At 53.5% G+C, this 12899-nt stretch carries 17 protein-coding genes; 9 read left to right on the top strand and 8 right to left on the bottom strand.

Going from position 1 to position 12899, the window contains the following annotated elements:
• Window positions 1–98 precede the first annotated feature (98 nt).
• Entirely contained in the window at window positions 99–434 is a 336-nt protein-coding gene (gene fdxA / locus TH30_RS09660) for a ferredoxin FdxA (protein WP_007090191.1), read from the bottom strand.
• Between the two features lie 323 nt (window positions 435–757).
• Between fdxA and TH30_RS09655 the strand changes: the two genes are divergently transcribed.
• From TH30_RS09655 to TH30_RS09635, 5 genes are read left to right on the top strand one after another with little or no spacing between them, the layout of a single operon-like run.
• Complete coding sequence (locus tag TH30_RS09655) at window positions 758–3232, top strand: EAL domain-containing protein (RefSeq protein WP_258548678.1); 2475 nt, start codon at window positions 758–760, stop codon at window positions 3230–3232.
• A 43-nt stretch (window positions 3233–3275) separates the two neighbouring features.
• Window positions 3276–3650, top strand: coding sequence for a response regulator transcription factor (locus TH30_RS09650; RefSeq protein WP_114097888.1), 375 nt, complete (start codon window positions 3276–3278; stop codon window positions 3648–3650).
• On the top strand, window positions 3647–4270 hold the full coding sequence (locus TH30_RS09645; protein WP_114097887.1) for a chemotaxis protein CheC: 624 nt from the start codon (window positions 3647–3649) through the stop codon (window positions 4268–4270). The genes TH30_RS09650 and TH30_RS09645 overlap by 4 nt, the downstream gene beginning before the upstream one ends.
• A gap of 12 nt (window positions 4271–4282) precedes the next feature.
• Window positions 4283–5905 (top strand): ATP-binding protein, encoded by a 1623-nt coding sequence (locus TH30_RS09640; RefSeq protein WP_114097886.1) that lies wholly within the window; start codon window positions 4283–4285, stop codon window positions 5903–5905.
• A 37-nt stretch (window positions 5906–5942) separates the two neighbouring features.
• A complete protein-coding gene (locus tag TH30_RS09635) occupies window positions 5943–6326 on the top strand; it encodes a MerR family transcriptional regulator (RefSeq protein ID WP_114097885.1) in 384 nt (127 codons plus the stop codon).
• 21 nt (window positions 6327–6347) lie between these two features.
• Here the strand turns inward: TH30_RS09635 and TH30_RS09630 are convergent, their stop codons facing one another.
• The gene (locus TH30_RS09630; RefSeq protein WP_114097884.1) at window positions 6348–6752 is read right to left on the bottom strand and encodes a YbaN family protein; all 405 of its coding nucleotides are present in this window, start codon (window positions 6750–6752) and stop codon (window positions 6348–6350) included.
• A 148-nt stretch (window positions 6753–6900) separates the two neighbouring features.
• Here TH30_RS09630 and arfB point away from each other — a divergent pair, with 148 nt between their 5' ends.
• Window positions 6901–7317: an alternative ribosome rescue aminoacyl-tRNA hydrolase ArfB gene (gene arfB / locus TH30_RS09625; RefSeq protein ID WP_114097883.1), complete on the top strand. Its 417-nt coding sequence runs from the start codon at window positions 6901–6903 to the stop codon at window positions 7315–7317.
• Window positions 7318–7487: 170 nt separating this feature from the next.
• Here arfB and TH30_RS09620 read toward each other — a convergent pair whose 3' ends face one another.
• Window positions 7488–8081, bottom strand: coding sequence for a TetR/AcrR family transcriptional regulator (locus tag TH30_RS09620; protein ID WP_114097882.1), 594 nt, complete (start codon window positions 8079–8081; stop codon window positions 7488–7490).
• Between the two features lie 136 nt (window positions 8082–8217).
• On the opposite strand from TH30_RS09620, the gene TH30_RS09615 reads away from it, so the two are divergent.
• The 3 genes from TH30_RS09615 to TH30_RS09605 all read left to right on the top strand — a co-directional run bounded on the left by TH30_RS09615 (window position 8218) and on the right by TH30_RS09605 (window position 10373).
• Window positions 8218–9018: an oxygen-binding di-iron domain-containing protein gene (locus tag TH30_RS09615; protein ID WP_114097881.1), complete on the top strand. Its 801-nt coding sequence runs from the start codon at window positions 8218–8220 to the stop codon at window positions 9016–9018.
• A 4-nt stretch (window positions 9019–9022) separates the two neighbouring features.
• Window positions 9023–9448, top strand: a complete 426-nt coding sequence (locus tag TH30_RS09610; RefSeq protein ID WP_181850209.1) for an ester cyclase — start codon at window positions 9023–9025, stop codon at window positions 9446–9448.
• Between the two features lie 142 nt (window positions 9449–9590).
• Complete coding sequence (locus TH30_RS09605) at window positions 9591–10373, top strand: acyl-[acyl-carrier-protein] thioesterase (protein ID WP_114097879.1); 783 nt, start codon at window positions 9591–9593, stop codon at window positions 10371–10373.
• A 23-nt stretch (window positions 10374–10396) separates the two neighbouring features.
• On the opposite strand, the gene TH30_RS09600 is transcribed toward TH30_RS09605, so the two are convergent.
• The 5 genes from TH30_RS09600 to TH30_RS09580 all read right to left on the bottom strand — a co-directional run bounded on the left by TH30_RS09600 (window position 10397) and on the right by TH30_RS09580 (window position 12885).
• The gene (locus TH30_RS09600; protein ID WP_114097878.1) at window positions 10397–11017 is read right to left on the bottom strand and encodes a ribonuclease HII; all 621 of its coding nucleotides are present in this window, start codon (window positions 11015–11017) and stop codon (window positions 10397–10399) included.
• Window positions 11018–11083: 66 nt separating this feature from the next.
• Entirely contained in the window at window positions 11084–11620 is a 537-nt protein-coding gene (locus TH30_RS09595) for a GNAT family N-acetyltransferase (protein ID WP_114097877.1), read from the bottom strand.
• Window positions 11621–11713: 93 nt separating this feature from the next.
• Window positions 11714–12118: a Na+/H+ antiporter subunit G gene (locus TH30_RS09590; RefSeq protein ID WP_114097876.1), complete on the bottom strand. Its 405-nt coding sequence runs from the start codon at window positions 12116–12118 to the stop codon at window positions 11714–11716.
• 12 nt (window positions 12119–12130) lie between these two features.
• Window positions 12131–12400 (bottom strand): K+/H+ antiporter subunit F, encoded by a 270-nt coding sequence (locus TH30_RS09585; protein ID WP_114097875.1) that lies wholly within the window; start codon window positions 12398–12400, stop codon window positions 12131–12133.
• Window positions 12397–12885: a Na+/H+ antiporter subunit E gene (locus TH30_RS09580; RefSeq protein WP_258548677.1), complete on the bottom strand. Its 489-nt coding sequence runs from the start codon at window positions 12883–12885 to the stop codon at window positions 12397–12399. Before TH30_RS09580 ends, TH30_RS09585 begins: the two co-directional genes overlap by 4 nt.
• Between the last annotated feature and the right edge of the window lie 14 nt (window positions 12886–12899).

Genomic DNA, 12899 nt, shown 5'->3' with positions numbered 1-12899 from the left:
TTTTTCGGTGTGTCTGGCTCAATGCAGCCATGCATTTAACCCGCTGGCAAATACCAGCGGGTTAAAATCGTATAAAATCTCGGGGGTTAGACCGACATTCAGTCGCCCGTACCCGGTGCTTCGCTCAGCAATTCGGTCTTGCCCGACTTGCCGTTCCATTCATCAGCATCGGCAGGAGCATCACCTTTGCGGGTGATATTTGGCCATACTTCCGCGAACTTTCGGTTGATTTCCAACCAATTGTCCAGATTCGGCTCGGTATCGGGAATAATCGCTTCGGCGGGGCATTCGGGTTCGCAAACACCGCAATCAATGCATTCATCAGGGTGAATAACCAGGAAGTTCTCACCTTCATAGAAGCAATCGACGGGGCAAACCTCGACGCAGTCCTGATACTTACACTTGATGCAGTTTTCCGTCACCACATAGGTCATGGTGTAACTCCGTACAGGTTGCGAGGCCAGATTGCGGCTGCACCCGCGCTTGGCCTGTTCTCTCTCTGGGGATTGGGTTATCACGCACAGCAGTTGTGTGCAACTCCAATAAAACCCCATTTTTTTACGTAGTATTCAATTCTTGATGCAATGCGGCATGGTGGCAGTATTCGATCACCGGCATCGCGCCGAAAAGCAGCGCAGACCATACAGATTTCTCTGCGTTTTTCCAGTTTGCAAACATCTCGGATAATTGCTTTTAACCCGGCAAAGCCATAGTCTGCTTTTGATTGAGTGGAACTAGCGGATTTCTGGGGTAACGCGTGCCTGACAAAAGCCTTGATCAGCAACGGCTTAACTGGCGGGATCGCTTGTCTGTCAAACAGGCAAGGATTGCGGTTGTCCTTACTTTGCTTATCGGCCTGCTGTTCAGTGGCATTCAGATCGTCTGGGATTTGCGTGAGGAACAGAACCTGATTGACCGAACTGTCATGCAGGTTTTGGCAACATTACGCGAATCCGCGACACAGGCAGCATACGGACTTGATGAAACGCTTGCGGCGCGTGTGGTTTCGGGCATTTTCGAATATGAACCGGTTTATGAAGCCATCCTGCGCGACAATTTTGACAACATTCTTGCCCAAAGAAACGAACAGCCGATCAGCACAAACCGGACCTTCCTGTCCAAACTGATGTTTGGCGAAAATCAGGAATATGAAATCCCGCTTGAGGCCGGAAGCAACAATGACCTGGTCGGGCGGCTGAGCGTCAAGATCGACACCGACATGATTGCTGACGGATTCCTGAATCGTGCAACCCGCATTCTGACATCTGGCATATTGCGCAACCTGATACTGGGTCTGGTACTGGTCACGTTTTTCTATGCAACGTTGACCAAACCATTGCTGAAAGTGGCAAGCCTTCTGCGTAAAATAGATCCGCAAACCCCCAATGCCGACGCCATTACAATCCCCGAAAGCCACGCCCGTGACGAACTGGGCATGATCCTTGGAACCACCCGGGGCCTGATTGAACGCATTTCGGTAACGCTTGATAAATTGCGGACCACCGAGCAACAGGTCAGAGATCGCGAGAACCAGCTGACCGCGATTGTTCAGAATGTCGCAGACGGCATTTTGACCATTACCCCGACAGGCAGGATCGTAGAATATAACGCCGCAGCCAAACAGCTTCTCGGGCTAATGCGTGATGAGACGCCACAAGGCAGAACGTTGCATGAATTCCTGATGCCACGTGCGATACCGCTTCTGGAACATAGCCTGGACGACCTGACCGCACATGCCATCGTCAATCAAACAGCAGAAAAACGTCTTACCCTGCCCATCCGGCGGGCCGATCAGAGCGAGATTGATGTTTCAATCGCGTTTCGTGTGATACCGGATGCGGCGACCCCCATGATGACGGCGATCCTGACCGACATCACGGTCAGAAAACGCTATGAAGAACAACTGGTCTATATGGCCAATCACGACACGCTGACCAACCTGCCCAATCGCAGCATGCTTGAACACAGCCTGTCGAGTGCACTTGGCAAACATAAAGACGCATCAAAGACCCGTCACGGGGCCACGGCTGTTCTGTTCATTGATCTTGACCGTTTCAAGGTCATCAATGACAGTCTCGGACATGATGTTGGCGACCTGCTGCTTAAGGCTGTGGCAGGCCGGTTACAAAAAGTAATCGGTCGACAGGAGGTTGTTGGTCGTCTTGGCGGGGATGAATTTCTGATCATCATTCCCGATCTGAAAGAAACACAGGATGCCGCAATCCTGTCACAGGCCGTGCTTGATGCCCTTGCCCCGGCATTTGACATCAAGGGACGCATTTTGTTTGTCACACCGTCAATCGGCATCGCCCTTTATCCATCAGACGGCGAGGATTTCCCTGCCCTGATGCGCAATGCCGACACCGCAATGTATAGCGCAAAGTCCGGTGGCGGTGGCACCTATCACTTCTTTACCAAGACAATGAATGAAAGTGCCATGGCGCGCCTGGTGATCGAAAACGATCTGCGCGAAGCTCTGGCCCAGAACCAGTTCGAACTGCATTATCAGCCCAAACTTGATCTGCGCACCAACCGTATCTCCGGCCTTGAAGCGCTGATCCGCTGGAAACAGCCGGGACGGGGATATATTTCGCCGATGCAGTTCATTCCAGTTGCAGAAGAAACCGGATTGATCGGCAAAATCGGCGAATGGGTGATCGGCGAGGTCTGCCGTCAGATTGACGAATGGAATGCCCAGTCTGTTCCCCCAATGCCAATCGCCATCAACCTGTCACCCAGACAGCTTATTGAAGGCCGGATTACAGAAACCATATCACGCATACTGACAGATACCGGGACGCCTGCCGCGCGCATCATTCTGGAAATCACCGAAACGGTGATGATGCAGGACATCAAGAAGTCGGCCGCCATTCTTGACGAGTTACGCCATCTTGGTTTGCAGATTGCTGTGGACGATTTTGGCACCGGATATTCGTCGCTTGCCTATCTCAAGCGGCTTCCGATCAATTCCATCAAGATTGACCGCTCCTTTGTTCGGGATGTGACGATTGATACCGATGATGCCGCCATTACACGCACCATCATCCTTATGGGTCACAATCTTGGCCTGAAAGTTGTCGCCGAAGGTGTTGAAACCAGGGAACAGATGGCGTTCTTGCGCGAAAGCGGATGTGACGAAGTACAGGGATTCCTTGTTGCCACCCCGCTCCCGCCGGATGAAATCGTCAAACATATCATGCGGCTTTCCGAAAATGCCGCGACTGAACTATAATTGTCGCCCCGCAACACATTGAACCGCTTACCCGAGAAGACATATGGCCCAACAGCGTTCCGTCCTGCTTGTCGATGACAGCAAATTTGCCCGACTTCTGGTCAAGGCGTTCATTTCCAGTAACTTCACTGACTGGTCAATTGACGAAGCCGAAGATGCCAGCAAGGCGCTCGAGATGGTCGAGGGCAAGACATATGACTATCTGCTGCTTGATTTCAACATGCCCGGCATGAACGGACTGGAACTTGGTGAACAGTTGCGCGGACGCTTCCCCGATGCGGTCATCGCCCTTCTGACAGCCAATATTCAGCAGGAAATCCAGAAAAAGGCTGAAAGCCTTGGCCTTGAATTCATTGCCAAGCCGCCGACCGAGGAAAAAATTCGTGACTTCATTGCCGCGCAGGAAGCGGCACGATGATTGATCTCAGCGAACTTGAACATGATACAATAAGCGAACTGATCAATATCGGCGTTGGTCGCGCTGCGTCGTCGTTATCGGAAATGGTTGACCAGCCGGTTGAGCTGACCGTTCCGCGCATCACGTTCGTTGAACGGTTTTCAGATACGGATCTTGCCCGCGCCCCGACCGAGGTTGTTTCGGCCGTAAGCCAGACCTTTGATGGCCCGTTCAAGGGCGAAGCCATGCTGGTCTTCCCCGAAGAACGCAGTCTGGAACTGGTGCGCAGTCTGCTCAAGGTTGATGTCCCGCTTGATACGCTGACCGATCTGGAACAGGAAGCCCTGATGGAGGTCGGCAACATCATTCTCAATGCCTGCCTTGGCAGCATTTCGAATGTGCTGGGCGAACCGATCAACTGTTCCATGCCGTCATTTCGCAAACGTGAAAGCCGGTCGCTTCTGGATGTCGATGATGGAGATCTTGGCACCGGAAGCAAGCCGGTTCTGATGATCCTTCACGTTCAATTCATGTTACGGCAAAACGATATCGACGGGTATGTGCTGTTTGTCATGGATCTGGATTCCATTCAGATGCTGCGTGAACTGGTGCGTCGTTTTATTGCCAACTCGCTTGGTTAATTGGTGAGGTGAATGAAAAAGCCACCGCCCGACCCGACCACAGAAGCCACACCGTCCTTTGATCTTGGTCGGGACAGCAATGCTGCGGAATTGTTCGCAGCATTGCTTGATACCGCCGACACAGGACTTGTTGCACTTACTGCTGACCGGACAATTTGCCATTGGAACCAGTGGATGCAGACCCGGTCCGGCTTGCGAGCCGATCAGGTTCTGGGCAAATCACTTCATGACGTCTTTCCGGAAACCAGGCTGGGGCGTGTCAGTCTGGCGATTGATGATTGCCTGAAATTTGGCATGCCTGCGGTGATTTCACCGTCGCTTAATCAGGGCGCCTTGCCGCTTTCCCCGCTGCCACAATTTACAGCAAGTTTTGAGCGCATGGAGCAGTCCATTCGCATACACCCGATCAAGACACGCAATAGCGGAACGTTATGTTCGCTGATCATTCGGGACGTGACCCTTGCGGTGCAGCGCGACCGGCTTTTGCGCAAACAGGCTGCCGAACTGGCCGACCTTGTGACCCAGTCCAAGCGCAGTGAAGATCGCACAAAAGCAATCTTGCAAAATACCATTGATGCCATTCTTGTGGCATCAGATGACGGCAATATCGAACCGCTGAATTCGCGCGCACAGGAACTTTGCGGGCCGGATGGCGATCCGGAACTGCGTAATATCATCCGCTTTCTTTTGCCAGACAGCGACCATATTCCGATTACCCAACCGCCGTCCAACCGGTTGCTGACCGATCTTGGCACCGGCGTGATCGAAGTCATGGCCTTTACCAAAAGCGGGCGCAATATTCCGCTTGAGGTCGCGATCAGTCATTTTTCCGCCGATCAGCGTTACCATTACATCATCACCCTTCGTGACATTTCCCAACGCAAGCGCCACGAAATGGAAATCCAGCGCACCATGGCGGAGCTCGAACGTTCAAACAGCGAGCTTGAACAATTCGCCTATGCGGCATCCCATGACTTGCAGGAACCGCTTCGGATGGTGTCGAGCTATACCCAGCTGATTGCCCGGCGTTATGAAGGCAAGCTTGACGAAACCGCCGACGAATTCATTCATTACGCTGTGGACGGCACCCAGCGCATGCAGCGCATGATTGACGATCTTCTGACCCTGTCGCGGGTCGGACGGCATGGCAAACCGTTCCATCCGGTGCCACTTGATGATCTGTTCGATGCCATAGTCGTCAATTTCAAGCGCGCCGGTTCCGCCCCCGAAGGCAACATCATCCGCGAAGGCCATTTGCCAACCGTGATGGGGGATGCCAGCCAGTTGCTTTTGCTGTTCCAGAATCTTGTTTCAAACGGATTGAAATACAGTGACCCCGAAAGCGGACGGGTGCGGATTTTTGCCGCCGATACCCCCAACAGCCACCGAATTTTCGTTGCCGATAACGGTATTGGCATTGACCCTCAGTATCACGAAACCATCTTCGAGATTTTCAAACGTCTGCATGGATATGGGGATTATGCCGGAACCGGTATCGGCCTTGCGATCTGTAAAAAGATCACCGATCGCCATGGCGGTATCCTCAGCGTTAGCAGCAATCCCGGCGAGGGCAGCACCTTCTGTGTTGAACTTCCAAAAGAATTGCCGATTGTCGCCGCTTCCGAAAGCATGTAGCTTTCAGTTTACGTAAGCGTAAAGATGATTGAGCCCCATGACTGACAGCTATTCCATCACAGATCTTGCCCGCGAGTTCGAAGTTACCACCCGAACCATCCGGTTTTACGAAGATCAGGAACTGATTTCCCCGGAACGCCACGGGCAGACCCGTATCTATAGCCAGCGCGACCGTGTGCGTCTGCGCCTTATCATGCGGGGCAAGCGTCTTGGATTTTCGCTTAAGGAAATTCGTGATCTGCTTGATCTCTATGATGGCGATCGCAGCGAAATCACCCAGTTGACCATCCTTGTCGACAAAATCAATGAACGCCGCGAAACCCTGCGAAAACAGCGAGAGGATATCGACGCGACGCTTGATGAACTCGATAAACTTGAAGAAACCTGTCAGGACGAGCTGACCCGTAAAAAGACCGGGTAAGGCGCTCCTATTCGCTGTTTGCTATTCTCCGGCCTTGACCGGGGCACCCGCCTCGGACAGGCGGGCCTCGGACGGCCGCGACAGGATAAACACACTGACCGGGATGGCGACCAGTAACTGGATCATTACCACCCAGCGGCTTTCAATAAAGATCAGCGATGCGGCGATCACCACCACAAAGGCCAGAATCGCCAGCATCTTTGCCCGGCGACTGATCACGCCATGGTCATTCCATTGACGGATTGATGTGCCAAACTGCGGATGGTTACAGATCCAGTCATGCAGGCGCGGCGATCCCTTGGCAAACAGCCAGGCCGCCAGCAACATGAAGGGTGTGGTTGGCAGAAGTGGCAAAAAGATACCAACGACACCAAAACCGACAGAAAGCCATCCAAGGGCCAGATAAATATGCGAAACACGCACCATAGATTTCCTGTTTACAGTCCGTCACGCCCCTGACAGGTTAGACGCCTGTAATTTAGGCGCTCGGATTGCAAAATTCAATCAATAGCCGACTATTACACTCAGTTATTTTTACTTGCGCCTAACCACTCGAGATTCCGCACGGTTCATCATGCTTGAAATTGAAAATGGCCTTTATCTGGATGAACGCCATCTGCACTTTCAGTTCGTGCGTGCGTCCGGTCCGGGTGGACAGAATGTCAACAAGGTCTCAAGCGCCGTGCAGATGCGCGTACGCATTGATGACCTGACCGAACTGCCCCAGCGGGTGCGTGATCGTTTGCGGGAACTGGCCGGAAGCAGGCTGACCAATGATGGTGAAATCATCTTTGATGCCCAGCGCCATCGCACACAGGAACGCAACAAGCAGGACGCGATTGAACGGTTGCTTGCCCTTTTGCGCAAGGCGGCCGAACGCAAGAAATACCGGGTCAAAACCCGACCATCGCTTTCGGCCAAACGCAAGCGTGTGGACACCAAAAAGAAGCGCGGCGACATCAAGAAAATGCGCCAGCGCCCCGTCGACTAGACGCCCGGAATATCCCTGGCCCAGATGTAACCTTGGCCCAGACATAGCTTTGGCTCAGACATAGCCTTGGTTCGGGCATGGTATTGCTTTTGGCATATCCTTGTCTGGGATATCCTTGCCGGACACATCCTTGATCCAGACATGTCCCTGATACTGTTTCGATGCCACTCCTAGGCGTGCGGGCATTTATGAAGCCAGTCATCCATCAGGGCGGCCATCTCCGCATTGTCGATCCCCGTCCTTGACAAAGACTGCCAGGTCGAAAATTGCACGGCATGCTGTGCCACAGCCCGGCACACCTTGCCACGGCGGCGCTCATCATCCTGACTTGCCAGCATATCGGCAGTCAGCATTTCAAGATAAGCATCAAAGCCTTTCATCTTCTCGTCCAAGGCCGCGACATTTGCCCGGTCGCGATAACAGTGATCCCACATATAAGCGGTCTCGCTGTAATATTGATACAGCATACTCAGGATCGCGATCGCCCAGTCCCCGGTCGCCACCGACTCGCGCCAGCTTTCCGGACCCGGCGGCGGGTTCAATTCAAGCCAGTGCGATGAACATGCGCCAAGCAGTTCATTTTCCTCAGGAAAATGACGGTAAACCGTCAGGCGTTGCACCCCCGCGCGATCCGCAATCGCACTGATTGTCGTCTGTGCCGGGCCAACTTCACCATGCAAATTCATGGCAGCCTCGACAATTCTCAGACGCGTTTCGCCTTCCTTATCAGCGCGCAATCCTTTGTTATATTTACGTTTTTCCATTTAAATAAACACCATCGTTCACACAAATATTGACAAGCGACTTTTGTCTTTCGTATTTCAATGATCACAAATGATTATTCATTTATCAACCCGTGCTTCTGCCCCACAGAGCACAGCTGAATTACGGAGCATCAAGATGCATATCCCCTCGATCGTCACCGCGATCCCGGTTACAGACAGCGTAACCGTCATCCCGTCCTTTTTACCTGTTGCCGGTTTTGGCGTTTTGCCCATCAACGCAACGCTGATCAGTGGCGCTGAACCCGTTCTGGTCGATGCCGGTATCCGTGCCGTTCAGAATGAATTCATGGCAACATTGGCCAGTTGCGTCACGCTTTCCGAATTACGCTGGATCTGGATCACCCATGCCGACCCGGATCATACAGGCAATCTCAAAGCGCTCCTTGATGTTGCTCCCAACGCAACCATCATCACGACCTTTGTCGGAATGGGCAAGTTGAACCTTGCAGGTTTTCCCGTCGAGCGAGTCAGGCTGGTCAATCCCGGCGAGACCTTTGTGGCCGGTGGACGCAGCTTACAGACCATCACACCTCCAACCTTTGACGCGCCGGAAACAACAGCGATCTTTGATCCGCTTGAACAGATATTGTTCAGCTCGGACTGCTGTGGTGCGTTGTTGCCCGATATCTATCAGCGGGCAAATGATATTCCCGACGCCATCCTGCGCGACGGGATCATTGGCTGGACGCGGGTTGACGCCCCCTGGCTGGACTTTGTCGATGGCACACAATTCGAGGCATCGCTTGACCAGTTTCGGGCCCTGTCGGCGCGCCACGTTCTGAGCAGCCATCTGCCCCCGGCAGAGAACATCACAGACCGATTGCTGGATGCGGTTTCTGCCGCCCGTTTGGCCCCGGCCTTTAGCGGGCCCGATCACGCAACCTTTGAAGCTATCATGGCAAAGGCAGGAGCATAATTTCATGACACACCAGTTATCACCGAAATATATCACCAACCGTGATGTCGTCTTGCGCTTCTTTGAAGAAAGCCACAGCCACAACCCCGGTATCGTCTATGACCTTGTGACATCGGACATCGTCACACATGGTTTCCCCTGTCAGAACCCGCATGATCTTGACAGCTATCATGATTTCTTTGTCGGGTTGAATGCGGCCTTTCCGGATATGGCATTCACCATTCTGACCATGGTTGCCGAGCATGACCATGTCGCGGTCCGGTTCCGCATTCAGGCAACCCATCATGATGTTTTTGCCGGTATTGCGGCATCGGGTAACAAAGTCGATTTCACCGGCATGGTTCTATATCGTCTTCGCGATCTTAGAATTGCCGAAACATGGCTTCACCCCGATGTCACGACCCTGATGGCTCAGTTAACGACACAATAAAAGCCCCCTGCCTTGACAATGGCCAATGCCCGGTTCGCAATGTGTGCGTACGCTCTTTGCACCGTTTGCACTGTTACCACCCTTTACACCCTGCGAACCGGGTTCCTATAACTGTGTTCTCATGACATGCAGGTTTACCAACATGACGATCAACTGGGACGACATCGCCAAAGCCACCCTTCCCGCCAATTGCGGGTGGAAGGGGACCTATCGCGTTCGATATTCCGAGATCGGTGAAAATGGCAAAGTCATGATGTCGGCTCTCGCCGACTATATGCAGGATGCCGCCGGATGGGGGGCCCGTATCCTCAAACTTGCCTATGACGATACGGTTGATCAGGGGATTGCCTGGGTCCTTGCCCGCATGGTCATTCATATCCGCGACTATCCCGGCAATGGCGAGGATATCCTGGTTGAAACATGGCCATCAGGTGTCTCGCGCCGTGTCGCCACCCGTGATTTCCGACTGAGCAACAGCAAGGGTGACGTGATTGGCGTTGCCCAGAGTTACTGGGTGATGTTTGATCTGCGAACGCGTCGCGCGGCGCAATGGCCGGACTGGATCGAAGAACGCCTGCCCGATCCGCCGGGTCCTAAACTGATCGAACCGCCCTTGCGTCCGGCATTCACCAATGATCCGCTTCCGGTGATTGACAGCATCAAGGCCCGCCCATCCGACCTTGATCTTTATGGGCATGTGAATAATGTGCGGCTCATGCAATGGGTGCTGGGCGTTGCCGGACCAAACAATCGGCCCGACTTCCAGCCTGAAAGCCTTGATATCCAGTTCCGCACCGAATGCCGGGTCCATGAACGGGTTGATCTGCGCCATGCAAATGGCTTTGCCGCTATCAGCCGCGAAGAAGACGGCACCGACCTTGTCCGGGCCAGTATCATCGCGCGCAATCGCATCGCATTGGCCTAGAAAGCGCAGTCCGACAAGAGCAATCAACTGCCCATCATGGCTTCGAATAGATCGGCAATCGGCTTGAAGCTTTTGCGGTGATGGGGGGTCGGGCCAACTTCGCCCAGACCAGCCATGTGCTTTTTCACGCCATAGCCCGCATTGCCTTCCCAGCCAAAAAACGGATAGCGCGTTGCAAGACGGGCCATCGCCCGGTCACGCACCACCTTGGCAACGATGGACGCCGCTGCAATCGAAAGCGACTTGCTGTCGCCCTTGATCACAGTTTCAACGTTACAGGGCAATCCCGGATCACGATTGCCATCCACCAGCGCCTGATCCGGCACACAGGGCAACCGATCCACCGCACGGCGCATGGCAACATAGGTTGCCTGCAGGATATTGATCTGATCAATCTCGCGCACCGACGCGGCACCAATCCCGACCTCGGCACAGGCCATGATCACATCAAAAAGCTTGTCGCGTTTTTTGGCGGACAGCTTTTTGGAATCATTAAGTTCTTCAAGCAGCACGGTGGGAAGGCCGTCACCGCGTGGCAAGATAACAGCAGCAGCCACAACCGGGCCAGCCAGCGGTCCGCGACCAACCTCGTCGATCCCGGCAATGCGTCCCTGATACTGATCTTCTATGGCAAAGTCTGGCATGGCGTCGGCTATCTCATTGTTTCCTTGGTCATAGCAAGCCACCCGAATGCCGACAATATTGCAATTTCATCGGGCTGACCCGGCCGGTTTTTCCGATTGCATCTGACGATAGCGCTCAAGGGTGATCTCATGGAGAACATATTCATCCCGCAAACCGGTTTCGACCATTCCAAGTCGGGCGGCAAGCTTGCGGGATGCCGTGTTATCCGGATCAATCGCCGCAACGATCCGCGAAAGTTCAAGATGTCCCAGACCATGATCCATTACGGTGCGCGCTGCCTCATAAGCGATGCCGCGCCCCCAGTAATCAGGATGCAGTCGCCAGCCTATTTCGATATCCGGGCCAACTGCGTCTTCCGGAATCAGCAATATCCACCCCATGAAGCGTGCAGGATCGGATTTGGCAAAGATCGACCAGTATCCAAGCCCAACCCCGTAATCCTGATTGATCCGGTCCCGAATGAATGCGCGATGTTGATCAGGATCATCCCAGGGCCCAGCAATGAAATCAACCACACCCCGTGCCCGGTCCATGGCAAGGCAGGCATCAAAGTCATCCATGGTGCGCGGCCTGAGGATCAATCGATTGGTTTCAAACTGCATTCGGCCCCGTCCTGAATAGTGCGATACGATCATCATAACAAAAACGGCACCGGATGACCGGTGCCGTTTGAATAATCAAAGGTCCCCTGCCTTTCAGGTTTCCTTTTCCTTGTATTCTTCGCTGGGGTCATAGCCCTCTGGCCCGACCGGATCAAATGTTGCCCAGCCTTCATCCTGTTTGGATGGCGGCAGATCCTTGTTCGGATCAACATTGAGCAGCATATAGGCCTTGGCGATCAGGTTTGCTGTGATCGGTGCTGTCAGGAAAATGAACAGCGTGATCAGCAATTCATGAATGGTGAAATGCCCCCGCTCGACCCAGAAGAACAGCATGGAAGCAATCAGAACACCACCCAACCCGACGGTACTTGCCTTGGTCGGCGCATGCAGACGCGGCAAAAGGTCCTTGAGCTTGATCATTCCGAACGATCCGACCAGCAGGAACAATCCGCCAATCACGATCAGAAGCGAAATGATGAGTTCAACAAAAAACGGCATCTTATCGCTCCCTTATTCGATGATGTCGCCACGCAAGACGAACTTGCAATAGGCCACCGTTGAAACAAAACCGAACATCGCAAACAGCAATGCGCCTTCGAAATACATCGCCGTTGCCTGCCCGATGCCATACAGCACCAGAAGCGCAATCGCGTTGATCGCCATGGTATCGACCGCAAGAACCCGGTCTGCCGTGGTCGGCCCGGCTGTCAGGCGATAGAGGTTCATCAAAAGGGCCAGTGCCACACAGACGAAGCCGAAATTCAGTGCATATTCGATCATTCGAAAATCTCCTTCAGACGGCGTTCGTAGCGGTCCTTGATATCATCGACCACGCCCTGTGCATCTGGTGCGTGCAGGCAATGAACCAAAAGACTTTTGGCATCGGCACTCAGATCAATCGTCACCGTGCCCGGCGTCATGGTGATGGTCCCGGCAAGGGTTGTGATCGCCTCGGGCGAAGTCAGATCAAGCGGAACGACAACGCATTTTGACTCAAGGCTTTCGGTCTTGCGAAACAGGATCAGACCGGCAACCACAACGTTGGCAACCAGAATGTCCCACATAACGATCAGGCCATATTCACAGATCGCATAGGCATTGCGCACTCTGGGACGCGCAGGCCAGAAATTGGCCGTGATCAGCGGAATGATCACTGCAAGGATAAGTCCGAAGACAACGGCACCTGCCGAAACCTCGTTGACCAGGAACACCCACACAACCAGCAGAACCAGTGTCAAAAGCGGATGGGGGAGATAACGTTTCATCATTACGATCCTTG

Origin of the sequence: Thalassospira profundimaris (genome assembly GCF_003326795.1) — a bacterium.
Taxonomy (GTDB): Bacteria; Pseudomonadota; Alphaproteobacteria; order Rhodospirillales; family Thalassospiraceae; genus Thalassospira; species Thalassospira profundimaris_C.
This window is presented reverse-complemented; position numbering and strand designations above follow the sequence as displayed.

What these genes read in the sequence shown, in the direction of transcription:
- TH30_RS09635 (WP_114097885.1), top strand. Translation starts at nt 5,943, where the DNA reads ATGACTGACAGCTATTCCATCACAGATCTTGCCCGCGAGTTCGAAGTT.
- TH30_RS09640 (WP_114097886.1), top strand. Translation starts at nt 4,283, where the DNA reads ATGAAAAAGCCACCGCCCGACCCGACCACAGAAGCCACACCGTCCTTT.
- TH30_RS09610 (WP_181850209.1), top strand. Translation starts at nt 9,023, where the DNA reads ATGACACACCAGTTATCACCGAAATATATCACCAACCGTGATGTCGTC.
- TH30_RS09595 (WP_114097877.1), bottom strand. Translation starts at nt 11,620, where the DNA reads ATGCAGTTTGAAACCAATCGATTGATCCTCAGGCCGCGCACCATGGAT.
- TH30_RS09605 (WP_114097879.1), top strand. Translation starts at nt 9,591, where the DNA reads ATGACGATCAACTGGGACGACATCGCCAAAGCCACCCTTCCCGCCAAT.
- TH30_RS09580 (WP_258548677.1), bottom strand. Translation starts at nt 12,885, where the DNA reads ATGAAACGTTATCTCCCCCATCCGCTTTTGACACTGGTTCTGCTGGTT.
- fdxA (WP_007090191.1), bottom strand. Translation starts at nt 434, where the DNA reads ATGACCTATGTGGTGACGGAAAACTGCATCAAGTGTAAGTATCAGGAC.
- TH30_RS09650 (WP_114097888.1), top strand. Translation starts at nt 3,276, where the DNA reads ATGGCCCAACAGCGTTCCGTCCTGCTTGTCGATGACAGCAAATTTGCC.
- TH30_RS09630 (WP_114097884.1), bottom strand. Translation starts at nt 6,752, where the DNA reads ATGGTGCGTGTTTCGCATATTTATCTGGCCCTTGGATGGCTTTCTGTC.
- TH30_RS09620 (WP_114097882.1), bottom strand. Translation starts at nt 8,081, where the DNA reads ATGGAAAAACGTAAATATAACAAAGGATTGCGCGCTGATAAGGAAGGC.
- TH30_RS09600 (WP_114097878.1), bottom strand. Translation starts at nt 11,017, where the DNA reads ATGCCAGACTTTGCCATAGAAGATCAGTATCAGGGACGCATTGCCGGG.
- TH30_RS09615 (WP_114097881.1), top strand. Translation starts at nt 8,218, where the DNA reads ATGCATATCCCCTCGATCGTCACCGCGATCCCGGTTACAGACAGCGTA.
- TH30_RS09590 (WP_114097876.1), bottom strand. Translation starts at nt 12,118, where the DNA reads ATGCCGTTTTTTGTTGAACTCATCATTTCGCTTCTGATCGTGATTGGC.
- TH30_RS09645 (WP_114097887.1), top strand. Translation starts at nt 3,647, where the DNA reads ATGATTGATCTCAGCGAACTTGAACATGATACAATAAGCGAACTGATC.
- arfB (WP_114097883.1), top strand. Translation starts at nt 6,901, where the DNA reads ATGCTTGAAATTGAAAATGGCCTTTATCTGGATGAACGCCATCTGCAC.
- TH30_RS09585 (WP_114097875.1), bottom strand. Translation starts at nt 12,400, where the DNA reads ATGATCGAATATGCACTGAATTTCGGCTTCGTCTGTGTGGCACTGGCC.